The organism is Acetobacter oeni (assembly GCF_011516825.1).
GTDB lineage: Bacteria > Pseudomonadota > Alphaproteobacteria > Acetobacterales > Acetobacteraceae > Acetobacter > Acetobacter oeni.
Genome location: NZ_WOTA01000004.1, coordinates 120,232 through 139,990, shown reverse-complemented (window position 1 = coordinate 139,990; position 19,759 = coordinate 120,232). Strand labels below are relative to the sequence as shown.

Here is a 19,759-nt window from a genome sequence, read left to right as displayed (position 1 = left end):
TCCGCTTCAGATAACCGGCCGGCGGTTTCCGGTCTGTCTTCTCCCGGTCCTTCCGCCGGGTTTCCGCCTTTGCCGCGACGCAATGAGGGGCCTGCCGGTTCCGGGGCGTGGCGGGGCGCGGGGCCGCTCGGGGCGGTGTCCGGTCTGCTGAAGCGCGATGAAGAGAAGGAGCCGGTCAGCTTTTTCGAGTTCTGGCCCGGCTGGCTGTTTTACACGCCGATCGTTGCTTACTGGATTGCGCTCGGGATCTGGTATCGCGATTTCGGGATGCCGACGGCGGCCAATCCGAAGATCACGACCGGTGGTCTGTGTTGTGAGAGTAAGAGCGCCATTCTGGATATGGCCGGTCCCGTGGCGCGGGAGGCGATCGCACCTTACATCGTTCTGGACACGGATACTGACGATCTGGCGCGCGCCCGGGCGGCGTTGTCGGCGGCGGGGATTGCTCTGCCGGTTGTGGTGAAGCCCGATATCGGGTGCAACGGGACGGGTGTGAAGCTCACGGAGACGGCCGGGGCGCTGGCGGCCGCGCTGGCGTCTTTTCCGCGCGGGGTCCGGCTTGTCATTCAGCGGCTGATTCCATGGGAACATGAGGCCGGGCTGTTCTATATTCGCCATGCGAATGAGGCGTGCGGCCGCATTTCTTCGGTGACCTACAAGGATGTTCCGGCACTGACCGGGGATGGAAAATCGACGGTGGACGAGCTTCTGCTGGCCGATCCGCGGACGCGTCTGGTGCCGCAGATCTACCGGCCCCGGCTAGCCGGGCGGCTCAATGACGTTCTGCCGGCGGGCGAGCAGCTTCCGCTCGTTTTTACGGGGAATCACTGCAAGGGATCGGTCTTTCGCAATGGCGCGGATGATGTGACTCCGGAGCTGACGGCGGCGGTTGACCGGATTATGCGTGATATTCCTGAATTTCATTTCGGGCGGGTTGATCTGAAATTCCGCTCTGTCGAGGCGCTTCGCGCGGGGAAAGATTTCGAGATCATCGAGATCAACGGGGTTGGCTCGGAGGCCACGCATATCTGGGATTCGCGGACGACTCTGCGAGAAGCCTATGCGACGCAGTTTCACCATTATGGCGAGGCGTTTCGTATCGGGGCTGAGAATCGCAGGCGGGGCTGGAAATCGACCCGGCTGTTTTACGGTATCCGGCTATGGCGTGAACAGCGCCGACTGATGCGGTCCTATCCGCTCAACGACTGAGCGGCGTGTGGAGTGACCGGGGTTTATTCCGGTGGCAGGCCGCCATTGCCGAAGATGTAGTTGCTGACCTGCTGCTCCAGGCTTGTCGGCTCGCGGGTGTTGGCCAGAACGTCTCCTGCTTTTGTGAGTTGTTGCGAGGTGCCGGGTTCGATCATGAGGGCGTTGTCGCCCGACATTGTGGCGCTGCCGACGGAAAGTATGCTGTCCGTCGGGAAATGCAGCGTGTCGTTCACTTCGAAACGGACGACGGCCATGGCTGTTTTTGTATCCAGGTGAATATCTGACACACGTCCGACCGGCACGCCGCCGATATCCACATCCGCGCCGCGTTTCAGGCCGTTGGCTGAAACGAATTCCGCCGAGAGCGGATAGCGCGGGGCGCCGTGATCCGTCTGCGTGCTGCGTGCGTACAGGGTAAACCCTGCCGTTACGGCCAGCACGGCAAAACTGAACACGATTGTGCCGGCTTCGCGGCTGTGACCCATTAGCGCATCCTCATGACCGACGGGGGCCTGTGCCCCTGCCATTCTGCTCTGCCGCAATAAGCCGGTGCGAGCCGTATGTCGTCAAGCGCGGCCGGGTATGGGCGGGTTGTCGGGGTTTAATCCGCCCGGTATCCGCATATTCCGTGACGGAGGCGGTATCGCCGCTTCGCGGACCGCGTTAAGGTCCGCATAATTTTTTTCAGCCCCCGACTCTTCCGGCGCGAGTCACATCCGCTCCGGGGTGTTCATTATTGAAACAGGGTCCGCCCATGACGCTGCTGCAAGCTCTTATCATTGCAATTCTGCAGGGAGCGACCGAACTTTTCCCCGTCAGCAGCCTTGGTCATGCTGTTCTCCTTCCGGCGCTGCTGCACTGGCCGTTCAACGAGAGCGATGAGATTTTCCTGCCTTTTCTCGTGATGCTTCATCTTGGGACATCGGTTGCGCTGTTTATATTTTTCTGGCGCGACTGGGCGGCGATCATTACCGGGGCGCTTGGGATTCATGGCAGCCGGTATCGGGTTGAGAGTTTCAAAATTCTCTGGCTGCTTGCGATTGCGACGCTTCCGGCGGTGATCGTGGGTGCGGCTCTGGAGCATATTCTGCGGCATCTGTTCGGTTCGCCGCTTCCTGTTGCCGGGCTTCTTGTGGTGAACGGGCTGCTGCTGCTTGCGGTGGAGCGTTTGCGCGGGCGTTTCGGGCCGGCGACGACGGGCGTGCCGGAAGCGTCCCGCCCGGTAGCCAGTCTGACGGCCAGGGATGCGCTTTTCATTGGCTGCTTTCAGTGCCTGGCGCTTTTTCCGGGGTTGTCACGGTCAGGCGCGACTATTGCGGGTGGCCTGCTGCGCGGGCTGCATCATGATGTGGCGGCACGCTTTTCCTTTCTTATGGCCGAGCCGATCATTCTGGCGGCGACGGCGCATCAGATGATGAAGATGCGTCATATGACAATCACGCATGACCAGATTCATATCGGGCTGATCGCGGCTGTTGTTTCCGGCATTACGGCGCTGATCAGCACGGGTATTCTGATGCGTTATTTCCGCAATCACGATAACTGGGCGCTGGCTCCTTTTGCCTATTACTGTATTGCGTTCGGGCTTGGCTCGCTGGTTGTGCTCGGAGGCGTCCTCTGAATCTTCTCTGTGGCGGCCTGTGTTCCGGGTGGCTGCGTGTGAGTCTGCCGGGCTGAAGACGGCCCGACGGGGCTCGCATGCCGGATTCATGCCTGCTATGGATTTTCCTGCCGGAATTCCATTTCATGGAACGTTCTCTTGCTGTAACGTTTTTGACTGAGAGACACGGATTACCGGTTTGCAGGACGCTGTCCGGCTTGTGTTCCGGACCGATAAGGAGACCATACCGCTGTCATGACCCGTCCCCTGACCGGAGCCCGGCCGCTTCGCAAGACTATCGAGCATATTGAGAAGGAGAATGAGAACAGTGGCCTGAAGCGCTCTCTTGGTGCGGTTCAGCTGACGATGCTCGGTGTGGGATCGACCATCGGGGCCGGGATTTATGTCATGACCGGCACAGCGGCGGCCAATTATGCCGGTCCGGCCATTATTCTCTCGTTTGTTATTGCCGGACTTGCCTGTCTGTTTACGGCTTTGTCCTATGGCGAGCTTGCGTCGGCCATGCCGGTTTCTGGATCTGCTTACAGTTATGCCTATGTATCGCTCGGGGAGCGGGCGGCGTGGTGGGTTGGCTGGCTTCTGCTGCTTGAATACGGGATTTCCTGTGCCGGTGTGGCGGCGGGATTTTCCGGTTATGCGGTGAGTCTGCTGCATGATTTTGGCGTGATCGTGCCGCGGTTTCTGTGTGAGACATTGATCCGGACGACGATGACGCCACACGGGATGGATGCGTCGATCGGGCCGCATATCGATCTGGTCGGCGCGGTTTCGGTGTTGTTTGTGACGGTTTTTCTTGTCGTGGGCGTGCAGGAATCGGTGAAGATCAACACGGCGATTGTGATGCTGAAGGTTGGCGTGTTGTTTGTCTTCATGATTGTCGGGCTGCGTTCCATCCATATGGAGTACTGGCATCCTTTTATTCCGCCGTCTCAAGGTTCGTTTCGCTACGGTGTACCGGGGATTTTTCGGGCGGCTTCGATTATTTTCTTTGCTTATGTGGGATTTGAGGCCGTTTCCACGGCGTCGTCTGAAGCGAGAAATCCGCGCCGGGATATTCCGATCGGCATTATCGGGTCTCTTCTGATCTGCACTGTTGTTTATATGTGCGTGGCGGCGGTGCTGATCGGTGTCGTTCCGTGGCGCACGCTTGATGTTGCCGATCCTCTGGCGCTTGCGGTGGATGCAATCGGCTGGCCTCTGCTGGCGCTGCTGGTCAAGCTTGGCGCGGTGATCGGGCTGTGTTCGGTTCTGTTCGGGCTGCTCTACGGGCAGAGCCGGATTTTTTTCACCATTTCGCGGGACGGGCTGTTGCCGCCGGTCTTCAGCGCGCTGCATCCGCGTTACAGCACGCCCTGGATGGGGGCCATTATTCTTGGGGTGGCGGTTGCCGCGGCGACGGCCCTGCTCCCGATCGATATCATCAGCGATCTTGTAAGTATCGGCACGGCGACGGCTTTCGGGGTGGTGTGTTTTACGGTCATCTGGGATCGGAATGCGCGTCCGGATGCGGTGCGTCCGTTCAGGGTGCCGCTTGGCGGGATACGCATCCGGGGATTCTGGATTGGAATCGCGCCGGCTCTTGGGATTCTGTTCTGTATTGTGATGGCCGCGCCGCTGTTCATTGATGTGGTCCGGGATCTGTTTTCGGGCAATCCCACTCCGGCGGCTCTGCTTTTCAGTTATTTTGCGGTCGGTGCCGCAATTTATCGCTTTTACGGTCGTATTCATTCGCGTCTTGCGGCTGCGGTTGCGTCTGATGCATCGGCGCGCATTGTCGGATGAGCTTCAGAAGCCGGCTTGACTTGAAAGCCCGGCGCGGATACCTGAACGCCACCGGCACGATGGCGGCGTAGCTCAGCGGTAGAGCAGGGGAATCATAATCCCTTGGTCGGCGGTTCAAATCCGTCCGCCGCTACCATCTGCCGGGTTTTCAGACAGTGCTGGTTTTCAGTCTTTCCGGGTTCTGCTTTTCGCGGCGAGACTGGCTGTGCGGGCCGGATGTTCATATCTCCGGCAATTGTCGCAATGCTTGATCGGGACGTTCTGAAGCGGGCTGCTGCAACGGGATTATGAAGCCGGGGGTTTTGCGCCGGCGTAATTATACCGGAATGAAATCAGCGCTTTTTTTCAGGACAGGCGTTAGCCGGAATATACTTTTTAGAAATGATCGTGATTCCGCCGGGTTTCCGTGTGGCATTCAGGGCTGATTAACCAGTTTTCCGTTACCTTTGCGGCGCATTCCCTCTCCCCAGAATGAAAAGACGCTGGTCGTGACAAACAGAGAACCTTTCGACATCGAGGGACGCGTAAAATTTCTCAACATTGGCCCGAGACAGCTTGATGTTCTTCAGAGCACGAGTGGCGATATCGCGGCAACACTTCCCCGCGCGCTTGATGAATTTTACGCCAGAATTGAAAAAACGCCTGATCTTTCATCGTTTTTTTCGTGCAAGGCGCAGATTACCCATGCCCGCACGGAGCAGATGAAGCACTGGCATTCGATCGTTACGGATCGTTTCCGGGCGGACTACCTCCGGCGGGTTGAAAAAATCGGAGCGACGCATGCGCGGATTGGTCTGCCGACGCGCTGGTATATCGCGGGGAATTCGCTTCTCATTGAAGCGATCATCGGTGATCTGATCAGAAAATCATGGCCGGAAAACAGGACATCGTCTCTGTTCGGTTCCAGGACGCCAGATGATGTCAGGCCGCGCGATGACCTGGTCACGCGGGTTGGTCTGCTCATCAAGGCGACGATGCTGGACATGGAACTGGCCGTGACCTCGGCTCTGGATACGGCGGAAGATCAGAGGCAGGCTGAAGCGATCGAGCAGGAAAAGGCTCTGGACATGCTTGCCGGAGCGCTTGAGCAGGTGGCGGAAGGCAACCTTTCCGTTCAGGTGGACGCGAAGCTACGCGATAAATCGCCACGTCTTGCGATGGCGTTTGAGACACTGATCAGCGGTCTGACGGGGATTATCTGCTCTGTCCGTGAGAATGCGGAACGTGTTGAGCAGGATGCCCGCATGATTAACCGTGAGAGTCAGGGAGTGGCATCCGTGATGGATGTTCAGGTCAATGACCTTGAAAATCTCTCGCGGACTATTGAGAACATTGCTGATGCCACGAAACTGATTGCCGGACAGACGGCGGATGTGAACAACAGCGTCGCGGAGTGTGAGGTTGGCGCCACGCACGGCGAAAAGACCGTGTCGGACGTGACGGATGCGATTGAGAAAATTTCCCGCTCATCGAATGAAATTTCCCAGATTGTCGGTCTTATCAACGAGCTCTCGCTTCAGACCAATCTGCTGGCGCTGAATGCCGGTGTCGAGGCGGCCAGGGCTGGCGATGCGGGCAAGGGATTTGCCGTGGTGGCGCAGGAAGTCCGCAATCTGGCCGTTCGTTCCGCCGAGGCCACAAAACAGATCAGATCCCTGATTGATCGCAGCGCGCGGGAAGTGGAAGAGGGCGTTGAACTGGCGAACTCCGCCGGGGTTGCCATTGCCAGCATAAGAAAGTCGATCGGGGCGGTGGGGACGCTGGCGCAGCAGATCGACGAAGCCACGAACATTCAGTCGTCGCGCGCTGATGAGATCAGCAAGCATGTGACCAGACTTGAACAGGAGACGCGCAGGAATGCCGGTGCCGTGCATCAGACGGCACGGAAGGGTCAGGCGATGGATGCCAGTTCGCTCGAACTGACGAGACTGGTGAGCAATTTCAGGATCGATCAGTACACGGCCCGGACGCCCTGGCAGACGGCGTCATCGGGCAACTGGCCGGATGCCGGACAGGAACGGGCTTTGCCGGAAAAGGTTGTGGCGGCGACGTATTGAGGGTTGTGACGGGCACGTCTGGCTGCCGTTGATATGCGCCGATGTCAGTCGGGTTGCGGATAAGTGCGTGGAAAGGTGACCTCGTTTGAAGGGCCCGGGGCGCTGGGTGAGCCTTTTTTGCCGCAGGCGGCCAGTGGCAGCAGCATGACGCAGAGTGTCAGGAGAACGATAAGGCGGTTCATGCCGGCTCTCCTGAGAACGGGTGAGCGGCGGTCTTTTTGAGCCACGATGTGGCCTGCTGCTTCACGTTCGATGCTGCCGTGCCACCTTCGCTGGTTCGGGAGGCGACCGAGGCTTCGACGGAGAGGACCGAGAATATATCCGCGGTGATGCCGGGTTCCACTGACTGCATATCGCTCAGGCTGAGCTGGCTCAGATCGACGCCTTTTGCCTCGGCGAGTGCGACGATGCGTCCGGTGACGTGGTGGGCGGTGCGGAACGGGAGTTTCAGAACGCGGACGAGCCAGTCGGCGAGGTCGGTTGCGGTTGAAAAGCCCGATCCGGCGAAGAGCTGCATCTGTGATTTACTGGCGGTCAGGTCACGCACCATTCCGTCGCAGGCGGCGAGTGTCAGCGCTATGGCTTCGGTTGCCCCGAACACGGGCACTTTGTCTTCCTGCATATCCTTTGCGTAGGCCAGCGGGAGGCCTTTCATCACGGTCAGCAGGCTGATCAGAGCTCCGGTTATGCGTCCGACTTTGGCGCGCGCGAGTTCGGCGGCGTCCGGGTTGCGTTTCTGCGGCATGATCGAAGAGCCGGTTGTGAAGGCGTCGGACAGCCGGATGAAGCTGAACGGGGCAGAGCACCAGATGACGATTTCTTCGGCGAGGCGCGAGAGGTGCATCGCCATGATGGACAGGGCGGAGAGATATTCCAGCGCGAAATCGCGGTCCGACACGGCGTCCAGCGAGTTGGCGGTCGGGCGGTCGAAGCCGAGGGCGGCGGCTGTCATTTTCCGGTCGATCGGGAATGAGGTTCCGGCGAGAGCGGCTGAGCCGAGCGGGCATTCGTTGAGGCGTTTCCGGGCGTCCGCGAGGCGTCCGTGATCGCGGGATAGCATTTCCACATAGGCGAGCAGGTGGTGGCCGAACGTGACGGGCTGGGCGGTCTGAAGATGCGTGAAGCCGGGCATGACCGTGTCGGCGTATTCCAGGGCGCGTGTTGCCAGCGAGTGCATCAGGGCGGTGACCTGGGCGGAGATGCCGTCGATTGCGTCGCGGACCCACAGGCGGAAATCCGTTGCGACCTGGTCGTTGCGCGAGCGGGCGGTGTGCAGGCGTTTGCCGGGCTCGCCGATCCGCTCGCTCAGCCGGGCTTCGATGTTCATGTGGATGTCTTCGAGCGCGTCCTCGAACACGAAGGTTCCGGCCTCGATTTCGTGGCCGATCTCTGTGAGGCCTTTGCGGATGGCCTGTTCGTCTTCCGCGCTGATGATGCCGGTTTTTGCCAGCATGGCGGCGTGAGCGAGGGAGCCGGCGATATCCTGGCGCCACATGACTTTGTCGAAGCCGATGGAAACGTTGATCTCACGCATGATCGCGGAGGGGCCGCCGGCAAATCGCCCGCCCCACTGCGCATTGGCGGTTGCCTTATCCGGCTTGCCTGCTCCGTTCTGCTCGTTCAAACTCATCTCATGCCTCAACGTGACATCCGCATCCAACAGACAGCGCCATCGCTGCGTCGGCGCACCGTTCTCACCATGGCGGGCACCCTAATGGCAGCCCTTGCGGGGCGCAAACCGCTTCGTGCAGCGACTGTTGACGATGCACCGGTCGCGCCTTGGCAGATTGCGGTTCATGCGCCGCAGATTCTGCCGACGCTCACTTTTACTGATAGCAGTGGCGATGAGCGGGATCTGATCAGTTTCCGGGGGCAGCCGGCCATTCTGCATCTTTGGGCGACCTGGTGCGGGCCGTGCGTGACGGAACTCCCTGCCCTCGCCGCTCTGGCGCCTTCGTTGCAGAAAAGCGGGATTGTGGTGATCCCTGTTGCGGTCGATCATCTGGGGCCGCAGAAGGTTCCGCCTTTTCTGGCTCGTCTGAATCTTCGCGATTTTACGTCGTTCTACGACACGCGGGCAGGTATTTCGGCGGCTCTGGAGGAGCAGTCGCTTCCTTTTACGCTGCTGCTCAATCATGACATGCAGGAGGTTGGCCGCCATGCCGGGCCTGTCCGCTGGGACGATCCGGATGCCGTGGCGAGTCTGCGGCGTTTGCTGGCGTAAGGCCGGCGGACGTATTCACCGGACTGACAGGGAGACAATTGATGAAACTCAGCGCACGGAATCAGATTAAAGGGAAGATCACGAACATTACGAAGGGCGCTACGACGTCTCATGTCAGCATTGACGTGGGGGGAACGACGATCATGGCGGCGATCACCAATGAGGCGGTGGCGGATCTGAAACTGGCTGTTGGTGAGACGGCGTATGCCGTGATCAAGGCGTCGGATGTTATGGTTGGCACGGACGACTGAGACTGTTTCGGACAGGCCGGGTCTGAGCCGGGCGCCCTGCCCTGCCTGATCAGACGCAAAAAAGCCCGGTTTCAGACCGGGCTTTTTCTGTCAGAGCGGATTATTCTTCACCGGCTATTTTTCTGGACGGACAACATCTGTCTGGGATGGCGGGTCGCTGGCGGGGAAACTTTCGTCGAGAGAGGTATCGAGGTCTTTGTCGCTCTCTCTCTTTGTCGGTTTTTCCTTAGGTTTGTCATTCCGATCCGAACTCATGAAGACACTCCTTTTCGAAAAATACGAATTCCGTGACGGCCTGATGCCGTGCGGGCAGGCTGGCTGCCTCTGCTGAATTTAATAGACGGGGAGCGGAAATGTTCCCCTGCCCTGTCTTCACAAACGAGCGATGCCTGCTGCATGCGGACGGCCTGGGGCTTGGGGAAAGCCGATCTTAACAATCGTGGTTTCCGGCGATTTGCGATTGTCCGCACCTGGCTCCGGTGGCGGTATGCCGGGGCTGAGAGCGGTGTCGGCTTCAGGAAGCGGGGCTGCTTATACCGTTACATTTCGTTGGACGGATGACGTAATTTTCGTGGAGCGCGGCTTCTATATTGCCTGTGTGATATCAGGTGTTTTATCTGCGCATGGCTTTGCTTCCGGGCGGAAGCGATGTGACGCTTCGATTTCGTAACGAGGGCTTGATAGCATATTCGCGTTTCTATAGAGATGAGAACCTTTCTCAACAAACAGGGTGTCGGGCGTGCTGCGCAAAATCCATCGGTGGATCGGGCTTATTCTGGTGCTTCCATTCGCGCTCCAGGGCCTGACCGGCACGGTTCTGATTCTGTTCCCCTATTTTATGCCGGCGCGGCCTTCCGTTGCCGTGCCGGACGCGGTGGCGACCGGTTCCGCGCCCGGGGTGGAAGCGATAATCGCGGCGGCGCGGACTGCCGCGCCTCAGGGAATGATCCCGCTGCGGTTCGATCCGGTACGGTGGGCGGGTGACAGCGCGCTCGTGACTTTCGGGCCGCCGGGCGAGCGGCATCCGACATTCGAGGTTCTGGTTGATCCGACGAAACCGTCTGTCATCCGCACGCATATTATTCCGGCATCATTCCGCTTTCTGCACACTCTGCACGAGGAGATGTTTCTTCTGCCATTCGGGCACTGGGCGACCGGGTTTATGGGAGTGTTCCTCATCGGGCTGGCTGTGACCGGGCTGCTGATCTGGTGGCCGCATCCATCTTTGTGGAGGTCGGGAAAGTGGCGCAGGACCGTGATGATTTCCCGTCGCGCGCGGGGGCTGCGTCTCTGGCGCGAGGCGCATGTCAGCATTGGGTTCTGGGTATCCGGCATGCTGCTGTTTCTCGCGGTGAGCGGGTCCGTTATGGCCTTTCCGTTCGGGAAAGCGCTTTTTGGCATTCAGCGTCCGGACCAGGGCGGAGGGCATGCGCATCATGGCGCCGGACCCGGGCTGCCGGGAGAACAGGGGCTGGACGCGGCTCTGGCGGCCTTGCGCACGAAAATGCCTGATGCGGTTCTGATGGATGTGAGGCTTGGCGGAAGTTCGATGCAGCAGTCTCTGGAGGTTGCACTGCCGGCCTACGGGCCGAACCGGCCTGCCGCTGTGCAGTATGATCCGCATGGGGATGTGCTTCGTGTGACGCGCGATCCCGGGGTGCAGCGGATAGGGGAATGGATGTTCCAGTGGCTGCATCAGCTTCACGAGGCGAAGCTGGCCGGGCCGGCGATCATTGCGCCGCTGTGGAAGTTTGCGGTTTTTCTGACGGGGATTGCGCTGGTGTTCTTCCCGCTGTCCGGGTTTATAATGTGGAGTCTGCGACGTCGGGATACGGCTCGCAGGAGGGCGGGGATTTCCGAGGCGACCGCGAGGCAGGGCGCCGGCGCGGATTGATGGTCGCGGGGGCTTTCTGCTGCCATGAAGGATGGTTCATCTGATCGCGGGCTGATCTTCATTCGTTTTCTGCCGGAGCATTTTTCTACGCTGGCGGGCTGGTTTACCTCTGAGGAAGATGTGGTGCAGTGGGGCGCGGCGATCCGCGCTTATGCGCGGGTCGGGTTTCGGCATGAGGGTATCCGGCGGTCGGCGTCGAAAGTGGGTGCGGCCCGGTGGTATCTTGCTCTGACGGGGATACTCCGGGACGAGTGGGCCCCCGGCTGATGTGGCGGGTGGTGAGATGCCGGTTTTGATGTGGCAGGGGCTGGATGCCGGGCACAGATGTTTTCAGTTCTGGTGTTTTCAGGGGAGGCTTTTCGGTTCGGGTTTATCAAGGCGGTCAGGAGCCTTGACCTTGCGGCCTGGTCCTCCGCATAACACCACCCCGAATTTCTTTCGCAGAGGGTGGCCGAGATTACGATGACCGGATCGGAAAACAGCAAGCCCGGTGCTCCTGCCGGACAGAAGAATACCGCGGCTGACGGTTATCGCGACACGGTGTTTCTGCCGAAGACGTCTTTTCCGATGCGGGGCAATCTGCCGAAGCGCGAGCCGGAACTGCTGGCGCGCTGGGCGGCGCTGGATGTGGACGGGAAGATCAGGGATGCGGCGGAGGGCAGGCCGCTTTTCGTTCTGCATGACGGACCTCCCTATGCGAACGGGCATCTTCACATCGGGCATGCGCTGAACAAGATCCTCAAGGACGTGATCAATCGCAGCCATCGCATGTCGGGTTATGCGGTGCATTACGTTCCGGGCTGGGACTGTCACGGGCTGCCGATCGAATGGAAGGTTGAGGAGGAGTTCCGCAAGGCGAAGCGGGACAAGGATTCCATTCCGGTTTTGCAGTTTCGTGGCGAATGCCGGGCCTGGGCGGGGCGGTGGCTCGATGTACAGATGGGCGAGTTTCAGCGTCTGGGTGTGCAGGGTGAGTGGTCGCATCGGTATTCGACGATGGATTACAGCTCGGAAGCCGCGATTGCTGAGGAGATCGGGCGGTTTCTGCTGAACGGCAGTCTGTATCGCGGTCTGCGGCCGGTGATGTGGAGCCCGGTTGAGAAGACGGCGCTGGCTGAAGCCGAGATCGAGTATCACGATCATACGTCCACGACGATTTATGTGGCGTTTCCGTTTGTTAAGGACCCGACCCCGGATCATGGGCTGGACGGGGTTTCCGCTGTGATCTGGACCACGACGCCGTGGACCATTCCGGCGAACCGGGCGATCGCCTTCAATCCTGAGATCACCTATGCGGTGGTGCGTGTCGATGAGACGGGTCCGGAGGCGCTGCTGGCGCCGGGGGCGAAGATCCTGGTGGCGGACTCGCTGATTGAGACGGTGTGCCGGGACAGCGGGGTGCTGGCGCATCATGTTCTGTGCACGATGCCGGGGTCCGCGCTGGCCGGGACCGTGGCAGCGCATCCGCTGCGCGGTCAGGGGTATGATTTCGACGTACCGCTTCTTGCGGCCGAATTTGTGACGGCGGATGCGGGCACCGGGCTGGTGCATATCGCGCCGTCGCATGGCGAGGATGATTTTGCCGTCGGGCGGGCGAACGGGATCGAGGTGCCGGAGCTGGTCGCGGATGACGGGAAGTATTTCGACCGGGTGCCGCTGTTTGGCGGGACGCATGTGTTCAAGGCGGCTGAACCGGTCTGTGAGGCGCTGACCGGGGCGATGGAGCGGAGTATTGCGGACGGGAGCGCGCCGGCGGGTCTGGTGTCGCGCAGTTCGATCGTTCACTCCTATCCCCATTCCTGGCGGTCCCGGAAGCCGATCATTTATCGGGCCACACCGCAGTGGTTCATTGCGATGGACGATGGCAACCATATTCGCGACAAGGCGCTGACGGCGCTTGATGACGTGACCTTTGTGCCTGCGCAGTCGCGGAACCGTCTGACTTCGATGGTTGCGGGGCGGCCGGACTGGTGCATTTCGCGGCAGCGGGCCTGGGGCGTGCCGATTGCGGTGTTCGTGCACAAGGAGACCGGCGAGGTTCTGCGCGATCCGGAGGTGATGCAGCGGATTGTCGATGTGTTCCGCGATGAGAGCGCGGATGCCTGGTATGACAGCGATCCGTCGCGTTTCCTCGGGAACGCTTATGAGGCCGCTGACTACGAGCAGGTTTTCGATGTTGTGGATGTGTGGTTCGAGAGCGGTTCGACCCATGCATTCGTGCTCGGCCAGCCGGGCTTGCGCTTTCCGGCGGATCTGTATCTGGAAGGGTCGGACCAGCATCGCGGATGGTTCCAGTCCTCGTTGCTGGAGAGTGTCGGCACGCGGGGCGTGGCGCCGTATAAGACGCTGGTCACCAATGGTTTTGTCATGGATGAAGCCGGGCGGAAGATGTCCAAGTCGCTGGGCAATGTGATTGCGCCGCAGGATGTGAATGACACCTTGGGCGCGGACATTCTGCGTCTGTGGGTGATGAATTCCGATACCAGTGAGGATCTGCGGATCGGTAAGGAGATTCTCAGACAGCAGGGCGAGCTTTATCGCCGGCTGCGGAACACGCTGCGGTGGCTGCTTGGCGCGCTGGACGGGTTCACGCCGGAGGAGGCCGTTCCTTATGAGGACCTGCCGGAGCTGGAAAAGTGGGTTCTGCATCGTCTGACCGAATTCGGGCGGCTGATCTCCGATGCCGTGGAGACGCATGAGTGGGTTGGGGTTTACCCTGCCCTGCACGGGTTCTGCACGACGGATCTTTCGGCGTTTTATTTCGATGTGCGCAAGGACACGATTTACTGCGATGGCGCGGACAGTCTGAAGCGGCGGGCTGCGCGGACGGTTCTGGACCATCTGCATCGCTGTCTGACGATCTGGCTGGCGCCGGTGCTGGTTTTCACGGCAGACGATGCCTGGACGGCGCGGTTTGGCGAGGAGACGTCGGTGCATCTTCAGGCGTTTCCGAAACTGCCGGATGCGTGGCACGATGCCGCGCTTGGGGAGCGCTGGGTGACGCTGCGGGCGGTCAGGCGGATCATTACGACGGAGATCGAGACGGCGCGGCGGTCAGGCAATATCGGGTCGTCTCTTCAGGCTGCCATCGATCTGCCGGTTTTTGAGGATCAGGCCGGGCTGGTTGCCGGTGTGGACTGGGCGGAGCTGGCTATTGTCTCGCAGGCGGAACTGAGTGTGATCCCGGCGACCGTGCCAGTGCCGGAAAGTGCAGCAGGCGGAGTTGATGTGGCTCTGCCGTGTGGCCTGCCGATGGTGACTGTTGCGCCGGGCGAAAAATGTGATCGTTGCTGGCGTGTTCTGCCCGAGGTCGGGACGAACGCGGCTTATGCAACGCTTTGCCTGCGCTGTGCCGATGTTGTTGAAAAGGGTCTGACCTGCGCGCCGGTTTCCGAATGAAGCTGAAATTGCAGTACCGGTCGCTGAGTCTGGGGCTGCTCAGCGCCTGTGTGATCTTTCTGCTCGACCAGTTGACGAAATACTGGATCCTGTATGATTTCGATCTGCCGGAAAAAGGTTCGGTTGCCGTCTTTCCGGGGCTGAATTTCACCATGGTATGGAATCACGCCATTACCTTCGGGATGCTTGGCGGGGCCGGAGCGGCGGGGCGTGTTATCTTTTCCGCGGTGTCGCTTGCCATTGTCGCGGGGCTGCTCGTATGGATGGCGCAGGCGCGGCGCGTGATGATAGCGATGCTGATCGGCGCGATCACGGGCGGCGCGGTGGGGAATGTGCTGGACCGGCTGAAATATGGCGCGGTGGTTGATTTTATCCATGCTCACGCTTTCGGCTGGTCGTGGTATGTGTTCAACGTGGCCGATGCTGCGATAGTGTGTAGTGTAATCGGGTTGATACTGGACAGTCTGTATCATGACCGTCAGCGTGGAGCGCAGGGCGCTTCCGGTGTGGTCGGAACGGATGCCGGGGACAGGTAGAGGCGGAAAGAATGCGAGTGATTGTCGGAATTCGGCATGTTGCGATTGGAGTGAGCCTGAGTGCTCTTCTGACGGCGTGTTCCGGCGCGGAAGTGTCCCGTGCGTTCGGGCTCCAGCGCAGTGTGCCGGATGAGTACACTGTGACGACCAGAGCGCCGCTGTCCATGCCGCCATCCTCTGAGCTTGTTGAGCCGCAGTCGGGGGCGACGACGCCGATTGCCGAGAATGAGAGCCAGCGGATGCAGGCGCTGGAGACGCTCTCGCCGGATGTGGCGCTGCATGGCACGGCCGGTTCGGGCAGTGCGGCGCAGAACATGCTGATTACTGAGGCTTCCGAGGCGGCGGCGGAGCCGGATCAGGGTGAACTGGGCAGAGCTGGCGAGGGTTATGTCGATGCGCTGCTGTTCTGGAAAGGCGGCGGGGCTGGCACGGTTGTGGATGGCGATGCGGAGAATCGTCGTCTGAAGGCGAATGCGGCGCTTGGTAACTCGCCGACGAAAGGTGCGACGCCGACGGTCAAGGCGAAAAAATCTAAGGTTCTGGGCGTCTTCTGAGGCCGGTTTTCTTCACGCTCTGATCGGGAGAGGTCTGGTTTTCCCGGTTCTGGAAACGCGCCCTCTTTGGGGGGCGCGTTTTGTTTTGGGCTCGTTCAGAGAAAGCGGCCCGGTGCGCCGCGCTGGAGGACTTCGATTTTATAGCCGTCCGGATCGGACACGAAGAAGAACCGGCCGATCACGCGGCCTTCGCGGGCGAGTTCTTTGACTGGCTGCGGGTTCAGGCCTTCCCGTTCGAAGCGGGCATGTTCGGCTGTGAGGTTATCTGTCGAGACGGCGAGGTGTCCGTAGCCGTCACCCAGGTCGTAGGGGCGGTCGCGGTCGTTATTGATTGTCAGTTCGAGTTCGAAGGTCTGTTCGTCGTTGGCGAGATAGACCAGCGTGAAGGTATCGAATGCGATGCGATCGGCGATTCTGAGGCCGAACGCCTTTTCGTAGAAAGCCAGGGATGCCTGTTCGTCCCGGACGCGGATCATGGAATGAATCATCTTTGCCATGGGGTGTTTTCCTCTTGCTGTCTGGCCGCTTTTTAGCGGGCGCGGCCATAACGTGTAAGGCTCTGTCCGAGTCTGGCGGGACCTGCGTCCCCTGCCCCGGTTTCCTGCTCAGCAAACCGGTTTTCAAAGATCCCCGGCCTTTGGTGAGTTTCAGGGCAAAACTCTGAGAAACGCAGCAACACTTAACGCGAACGGAAGCACGCGGAAGATCTGGTTTTATGCACTGGTAATCCGTTTCGGGGCTGTCGGGGCGCCATGTCTGAAGCGTTTGCATCCGGAGGGCTGAACAGCGGTTCCGGGCTGACACGGGAAACAGCATAGCTCTGTGAAACCGGCTGATGGATATTACAATATTTAACAGCGCAAATCATGGCGCGAGGGAGAATTTGCCCTACCAGAGAGACTGATCGCGTGGCATGGGCTTTCTGATGCCCGGAGCCTGGAACGCGGGGCCTGGAGAGGGACGCAGATGAATCAGCCCGTCGTTATCGTTGGCGGGGGCGCCAGCGGGGCGCTTCTTGCGGTTCATCTGAGCCGGCTGATCGGAAGTTCGCAGGTTACCGTTATCGAGCCGCGCCCGGTCGCGGGTGTCGGGATTGCTTATTCCACGACGTGTCCGTGTCATCTGCTCAATGTTCCTGCCAGGAATATGAGTGCGTTTCCGGAGCTGCCCGCTCATTTTCTCGAATGGCTGAAGCAGGGTGAACATGCTGAAGCGACACCGGAGACGTTTGCGCCGAGGATGGCTTACGGGCGTTATCTGAGCGAGTTGTTCGGGGTTTCAGGCGTGCGTCATATCCGGGGAACGGTGACGGCCATACGGCCCGATCCGTCCGGGGCTGTTGTGGAACTTGCCAGCGGGGAAAAGCTGCGTGCCGCGCAAACTGTTCTGGCGCTGGGGCATTTTCCGCCGGTCGATGTTCCCGAGGTCGGCGCCGGGGTGGTGGAAGCCGGAGCTTACCGGCGTGATCCGTGGGGCGGTGCCGGGCCTCTGCCCGCTCCGGATCTGCGTCCGGATCTGGCGGTTGCGCTGATCGGGACCGGGCTGACGTCGATCGACATGTTGCTGAGTCTGCGGGGGAGCGGTCATCGGGGGGAGATTACGATGATCTCCCGGCATGGACTGCTGAGTCGGGGTCATGCGCCTTTTGAGCCGCTTTCCGCTCCGGTGCTTCCTTTGACGACACAGCCGGAAACGCTGGCTTATTTCAAGACGTTTCGGAAAGCTCTGCGCGAGGGGTGTGACTGGAGAGCCGCCACGGACAGTCTGCGGAGTGTGTCCTGCGCATTGTGGGAAAAACTGTCTTTTCGAGAAAAGTATTTGTTCCGTCGGCACCTTTTTCACTACTGGAGCGTATCGCGCCATCGGATGGCGCCGGGGATTGCCGCGACGATCCGGATGGAACTGGCGGACGGGCGACTGAAGGTTCGGCGGGGGTATGTGCAGTCGGTGATGCGCGGCCGGGACGGCGCTGTGCTCACGCTGCGGACAGGTGGCGGAACCGCGTGTGCTGATTTCGGGCGGGTGATTAACTGCACCGGCCCTGATACGCAGTATCGCCGTGTTGTCTCGCCGTTGCTGTCGGGGTTGTTCGATAATGGACTGGCACGCGAGGGTGATCTGGGGGTTGCCCTGGCACTCGATTCTGACGGGCGGGTTATGGATGCATCCGGCGTGCCGCATCCGTCGCTTTATGCCATCGGACCGATGCGTGCGGGGGCTCTGTTCGAGACGACGGCCATCCCCGAGATCAGGCAGCAGGCGTCTGATCTGGCTGCGCTTGTGGCGGCGGATTACGGGTCTGATCGCCGCTTTCTGAGCGCGTAATCCGCGTCGGGGACTTCGTTCGGGCCGGGTTATCCGTTGTTTTCCGGCAGTCCCATCCATTTCGGATGTTTGTGTTCGATCCGGTGCAGGAGGCGGTTGCTCAGGCGTCTGAGGGCCGGCACGTCTTCGGAGAGAAGGAAGAAGCCGAGAGGGAGCATCCAGAGGCCCAGGACCGGCAGGATGGAGAGCAGGCCGCCGAGGATCAGGAGGATTCCGGCGGGGAGTCTTGCCAGGCGCGCTTCGGGGTGGCGGAGCCAGCGGATCGTGGCAGCGGCTTTGCCGGGCAGGCGGCGGATCAGGAGTTCGAGGCGTCTGTCGCGCTGCTGTTCCATCATGTCTTCGGTTTCGGCTGGATTCACTGAGTTATACTCCCTCGTATTTCGCGAATTTACACATCTTCGAACGGGATGGGTCTGGCGACTTTCTGATTTATATCCGGTGTCAGGCGGTGCGATACGGGCGGAAACGCACGGGAGCGACAGTCGGTCCAGTCGCAGAGGTGGCAGGAGATGCCGACCGGCGTGGGGCGGGCGGCGAGGTTGAGGTGGTCGGCGTAGATGACCTCCCCTGCCCTGCTGATGTCGCATCCGATGGTGACGGCCTGCACCGGGCGGGGATCGCCCCAGTGCGAGACGGTGCCGGTCAGGGTGCGGGCGACGGACAGGAAGGTCATGCCGCTTGTGAAGGCGACGATCTGCGTGCGGACTTCGCCGGGGGTGGAGAAAGCGGTGCAGGCGTTCCATTGCGGGCATGGGTTGCCCTGTCTCGGAATGGGAAATCCGCAGGACGAGAAGCTTTTGGTGATGTTGCCGGCGGGATCGCTCCGGACGAAGAAGAACGGGACGCCTCTGGCGCCCGGTCTCTGGAGGCTGGCGAGACGCTGTGCGGCCTGCTGGAAGGAAACGCCGAAACGCAGGCTAAGGATTTCCAGATCGTAGCGGCATGATGTGGCCACGTTCAGGAAGGCTGTGTAGGGCATGAGGAGGGCGGCGGCGGCGTAGTTGGTCAGGCCGATATGGAGAAAGGTCCGGGCTTCTTCCGAACTGGGCGCATCCTCCCGGATGAGATCTTCGATGGTGTCCCGGGCTTCGAGCAGCATGAGCTGGAAAGCCATCTGGAATCCCCGGCTTTCGCGGGGGAGCAGACTGGAAAGCACGAGTGTTTTCAGGGATGGATCGTAACGCCGTAATACGTCGTCCACCGGCAGAACCTGCACGATAATGCCGTGACGCTGTCTGAGGCGGGTGGCGATGGCGTGGTTGATTTCTGACTGTGGCAGTTTTTCGTCCGGGCGCAGTCCGGCGTCGGTTGCCAGATTGTGGCGGATGGTTTCGGCGACCTCTTCAAGACCGGGAAAATAGTTCATCCGCTCGTCGTAGATGCGGCGGACTTCCTCCTTGGGCAGGATGATGCGTCGTCCTCCTGGCAGAGCCATCCCTTCGGCGTCGTGCCGGGCGGCGCGCCAGGCCTGGTGCAGGGTCAGCACGGCGCGGGCGATGGCGGGCTGCGCGGCGAGGACGGACACTTCGTGGGCGGCATTTTCCATATCCGTTCCGAGTTCGGGTTCGGACAGGGCTTCGCGCAGCTGGGCTTCGAGTTTCTGCTCCTCGGTTCCGGAGAGGGTTTCGATGCTGACATCGAGTGCGCGGGTGAATTTGATGAGCAGGGTGGCGGTGACGGCGCGCTGGTCGTGCTCGATCAGGTTCAGGTAGCTCGCGGAGATTCCGAGCCTGGCGGCGAGGGCCTGCTGGGAGAGGTCGCGTTCCTGCCGGAGTCTGCGGACGATGCGACCGATCCGGGTGGCGGGTGAGCCGGTCATGACAGGATTTACAAATACAGAGAAATTTTTGTGAAGCGATTTACAACATTCATTCTGGTTATTGCCTTTTCAGTGGAAGTAATCGCGC

The 19,759-nt window shown here is 60.5% G+C and carries 19 protein-coding genes and 1 tRNA gene; 13 read left to right on the top strand and 7 right to left on the bottom strand.

All coding sequences use genetic code 11. The features are described 5' to 3' along the window. The first annotated feature begins 144 nt into the window (after positions 1 to 144). On the top strand, positions 145 to 1,209 hold the full coding sequence (locus tag GOB90_RS04195; protein WP_146886080.1) for a D-alanine--D-alanine ligase: 1,065 nt from the start codon (positions 145 to 147) through the stop codon (positions 1,207 to 1,209). 23 nt (positions 1,210 to 1,232) lie between these two features. Here GOB90_RS04195 and GOB90_RS04190 read toward each other — a convergent pair whose 3' ends face one another. Next, positions 1,233 to 1,736, bottom strand: a complete 504-nt coding sequence (locus GOB90_RS04190; RefSeq protein WP_242011777.1) for an MlaD family protein — start codon at positions 1,734 to 1,736, stop codon at positions 1,233 to 1,235. A gap of 227 nt (positions 1,737 to 1,963) precedes the next feature. Here GOB90_RS04190 and GOB90_RS04185 point away from each other — a divergent pair, with 227 nt between their 5' ends. From GOB90_RS04185 to GOB90_RS04170, 4 genes are all read left to right on the top strand, one after another. After that, entirely contained in the window at positions 1,964 to 2,830 is an 867-nt protein-coding gene (locus tag GOB90_RS04185; RefSeq protein ID WP_146886041.1) for an undecaprenyl-diphosphate phosphatase, read from the top strand. 234 nt (positions 2,831 to 3,064) lie between these two features. Then, the gene (locus tag GOB90_RS04180; protein WP_146886039.1) at positions 3,065 to 4,612 is read left to right on the top strand and encodes an amino acid permease; all 1,548 of its coding nucleotides are present in this window, start codon (positions 3,065 to 3,067) and stop codon (positions 4,610 to 4,612) included. A 61-nt stretch (positions 4,613 to 4,673) separates the two neighbouring features. Beyond that, a tRNA-Met gene (locus GOB90_RS04175) sits at positions 4,674 to 4,748 on the top strand. A 352-nt stretch (positions 4,749 to 5,100) separates the two neighbouring features. Further along, the gene (locus GOB90_RS04170; protein ID WP_173571916.1) at positions 5,101 to 6,669 is read left to right on the top strand and encodes a methyl-accepting chemotaxis protein; all 1,569 of its coding nucleotides are present in this window, start codon (positions 5,101 to 5,103) and stop codon (positions 6,667 to 6,669) included. Positions 6,670 to 6,713: 44 nt separating this feature from the next. Here GOB90_RS04170 and GOB90_RS04165 read toward each other — a convergent pair whose 3' ends face one another. Together GOB90_RS04165 and argH are read right to left on the bottom strand one after the other, a co-directional pair. After that, positions 6,714 to 6,851: a hypothetical protein gene (locus GOB90_RS04165; RefSeq protein ID WP_173571915.1), complete on the bottom strand. Its 138-nt coding sequence runs from the start codon at positions 6,849 to 6,851 to the stop codon at positions 6,714 to 6,716. Further along, on the bottom strand, positions 6,848 to 8,299 hold the full coding sequence (gene argH / locus GOB90_RS04160; protein ID WP_146886035.1) for an argininosuccinate lyase: 1,452 nt from the start codon (positions 8,297 to 8,299) through the stop codon (positions 6,848 to 6,850). The genes GOB90_RS04165 and argH overlap by 4 nt, the downstream gene beginning before the upstream one ends. 3 nt (positions 8,300 to 8,302) lie before the next feature. On the opposite strand from argH, the gene GOB90_RS04155 reads away from it, so the two are divergent. After that, positions 8,303 to 8,893, top strand: coding sequence for a TlpA family protein disulfide reductase (locus GOB90_RS04155; protein ID WP_146886032.1), 591 nt, complete (start codon positions 8,303 to 8,305; stop codon positions 8,891 to 8,893). Positions 8,894 to 8,934: 41 nt separating this feature from the next. Continuing rightward, complete coding sequence (locus GOB90_RS04150; RefSeq protein WP_146886030.1) at positions 8,935 to 9,144, top strand: TOBE domain-containing protein; 210 nt, start codon at positions 8,935 to 8,937, stop codon at positions 9,142 to 9,144. 114 nt (positions 9,145 to 9,258) lie between these two features. Here GOB90_RS04150 and GOB90_RS04145 read toward each other — a convergent pair whose 3' ends face one another. Then, a complete protein-coding gene (locus GOB90_RS04145) occupies positions 9,259 to 9,399 on the bottom strand; it encodes a hypothetical protein (RefSeq protein WP_173571914.1) in 141 nt (46 codons plus the stop codon). Between the two features lie 484 nt (positions 9,400 to 9,883). Between GOB90_RS04145 and GOB90_RS04140 the strand changes: the two genes are divergently transcribed. The 5 genes from GOB90_RS04140 to GOB90_RS04120 all read left to right on the top strand — a co-directional run bounded on the left by GOB90_RS04140 (position 9,884) and on the right by GOB90_RS04120 (position 15,527). Then, positions 9,884 to 11,038, top strand: coding sequence for a PepSY-associated TM helix domain-containing protein (locus tag GOB90_RS04140; protein WP_146886028.1), 1,155 nt, complete (start codon positions 9,884 to 9,886; stop codon positions 11,036 to 11,038). 24 nt (positions 11,039 to 11,062) lie between these two features. Next, a complete protein-coding gene (locus GOB90_RS04135; RefSeq protein WP_146886025.1) occupies positions 11,063 to 11,305 on the top strand; it encodes a GNAT family N-acetyltransferase in 243 nt (80 codons plus the stop codon). A gap of 195 nt (positions 11,306 to 11,500) precedes the next feature. Next, on the top strand, positions 11,501 to 14,437 hold the full coding sequence (gene ileS, locus GOB90_RS04130) for an isoleucine--tRNA ligase (RefSeq protein WP_146886023.1): 2,937 nt from the start codon (positions 11,501 to 11,503) through the stop codon (positions 14,435 to 14,437). Then, positions 14,434 to 14,973, top strand: a complete 540-nt coding sequence (gene lspA, locus GOB90_RS04125; protein ID WP_173571913.1) for a signal peptidase II — start codon at positions 14,434 to 14,436, stop codon at positions 14,971 to 14,973. Before ileS ends, lspA begins: the two co-directional genes overlap by 4 nt. An 11-nt stretch (positions 14,974 to 14,984) precedes the next feature. Continuing rightward, positions 14,985 to 15,527 carry a DUF3035 domain-containing protein gene (locus GOB90_RS04120; protein ID WP_146886021.1) on the top strand — a complete coding sequence of 181 codons (543 nt, stop codon included), beginning with the start codon at positions 14,985 to 14,987 and terminating at the stop codon, positions 15,525 to 15,527. A 95-nt stretch (positions 15,528 to 15,622) separates the two neighbouring features. Here the strand turns inward: GOB90_RS04120 and GOB90_RS04115 are convergent, their stop codons facing one another. Then, positions 15,623 to 16,024 carry a VOC family protein gene (locus GOB90_RS04115; RefSeq protein ID WP_146886019.1) on the bottom strand — a complete coding sequence of 134 codons (402 nt, stop codon included), beginning with the start codon at positions 16,022 to 16,024 and terminating at the stop codon, positions 15,623 to 15,625. Positions 16,025 to 16,493: 469 nt separating this feature from the next. On the opposite strand from GOB90_RS04115, the gene GOB90_RS04110 reads away from it, so the two are divergent. Then, positions 16,494 to 17,852, top strand: coding sequence for an FAD/NAD(P)-binding protein (locus GOB90_RS04110; protein ID WP_146886016.1), 1,359 nt, complete (start codon positions 16,494 to 16,496; stop codon positions 17,850 to 17,852). A 29-nt stretch (positions 17,853 to 17,881) separates the two neighbouring features. On the opposite strand, the gene GOB90_RS04105 is transcribed toward GOB90_RS04110, so the two are convergent. Both GOB90_RS04105 and GOB90_RS04100 read right to left on the bottom strand, forming a co-directional pair. Further along, positions 17,882 to 18,211 (bottom strand): hypothetical protein, encoded by a 330-nt coding sequence (locus GOB90_RS04105; RefSeq protein ID WP_261765917.1) that lies wholly within the window; start codon positions 18,209 to 18,211, stop codon positions 17,882 to 17,884. Between the two features lie 29 nt (positions 18,212 to 18,240). Continuing rightward, positions 18,241 to 19,671, bottom strand: a complete 1,431-nt coding sequence (locus tag GOB90_RS04100; RefSeq protein ID WP_146886013.1) for a helix-turn-helix domain-containing protein — start codon at positions 19,669 to 19,671, stop codon at positions 18,241 to 18,243. Positions 19,672 to 19,759: the final 88 nt, after the last annotated feature.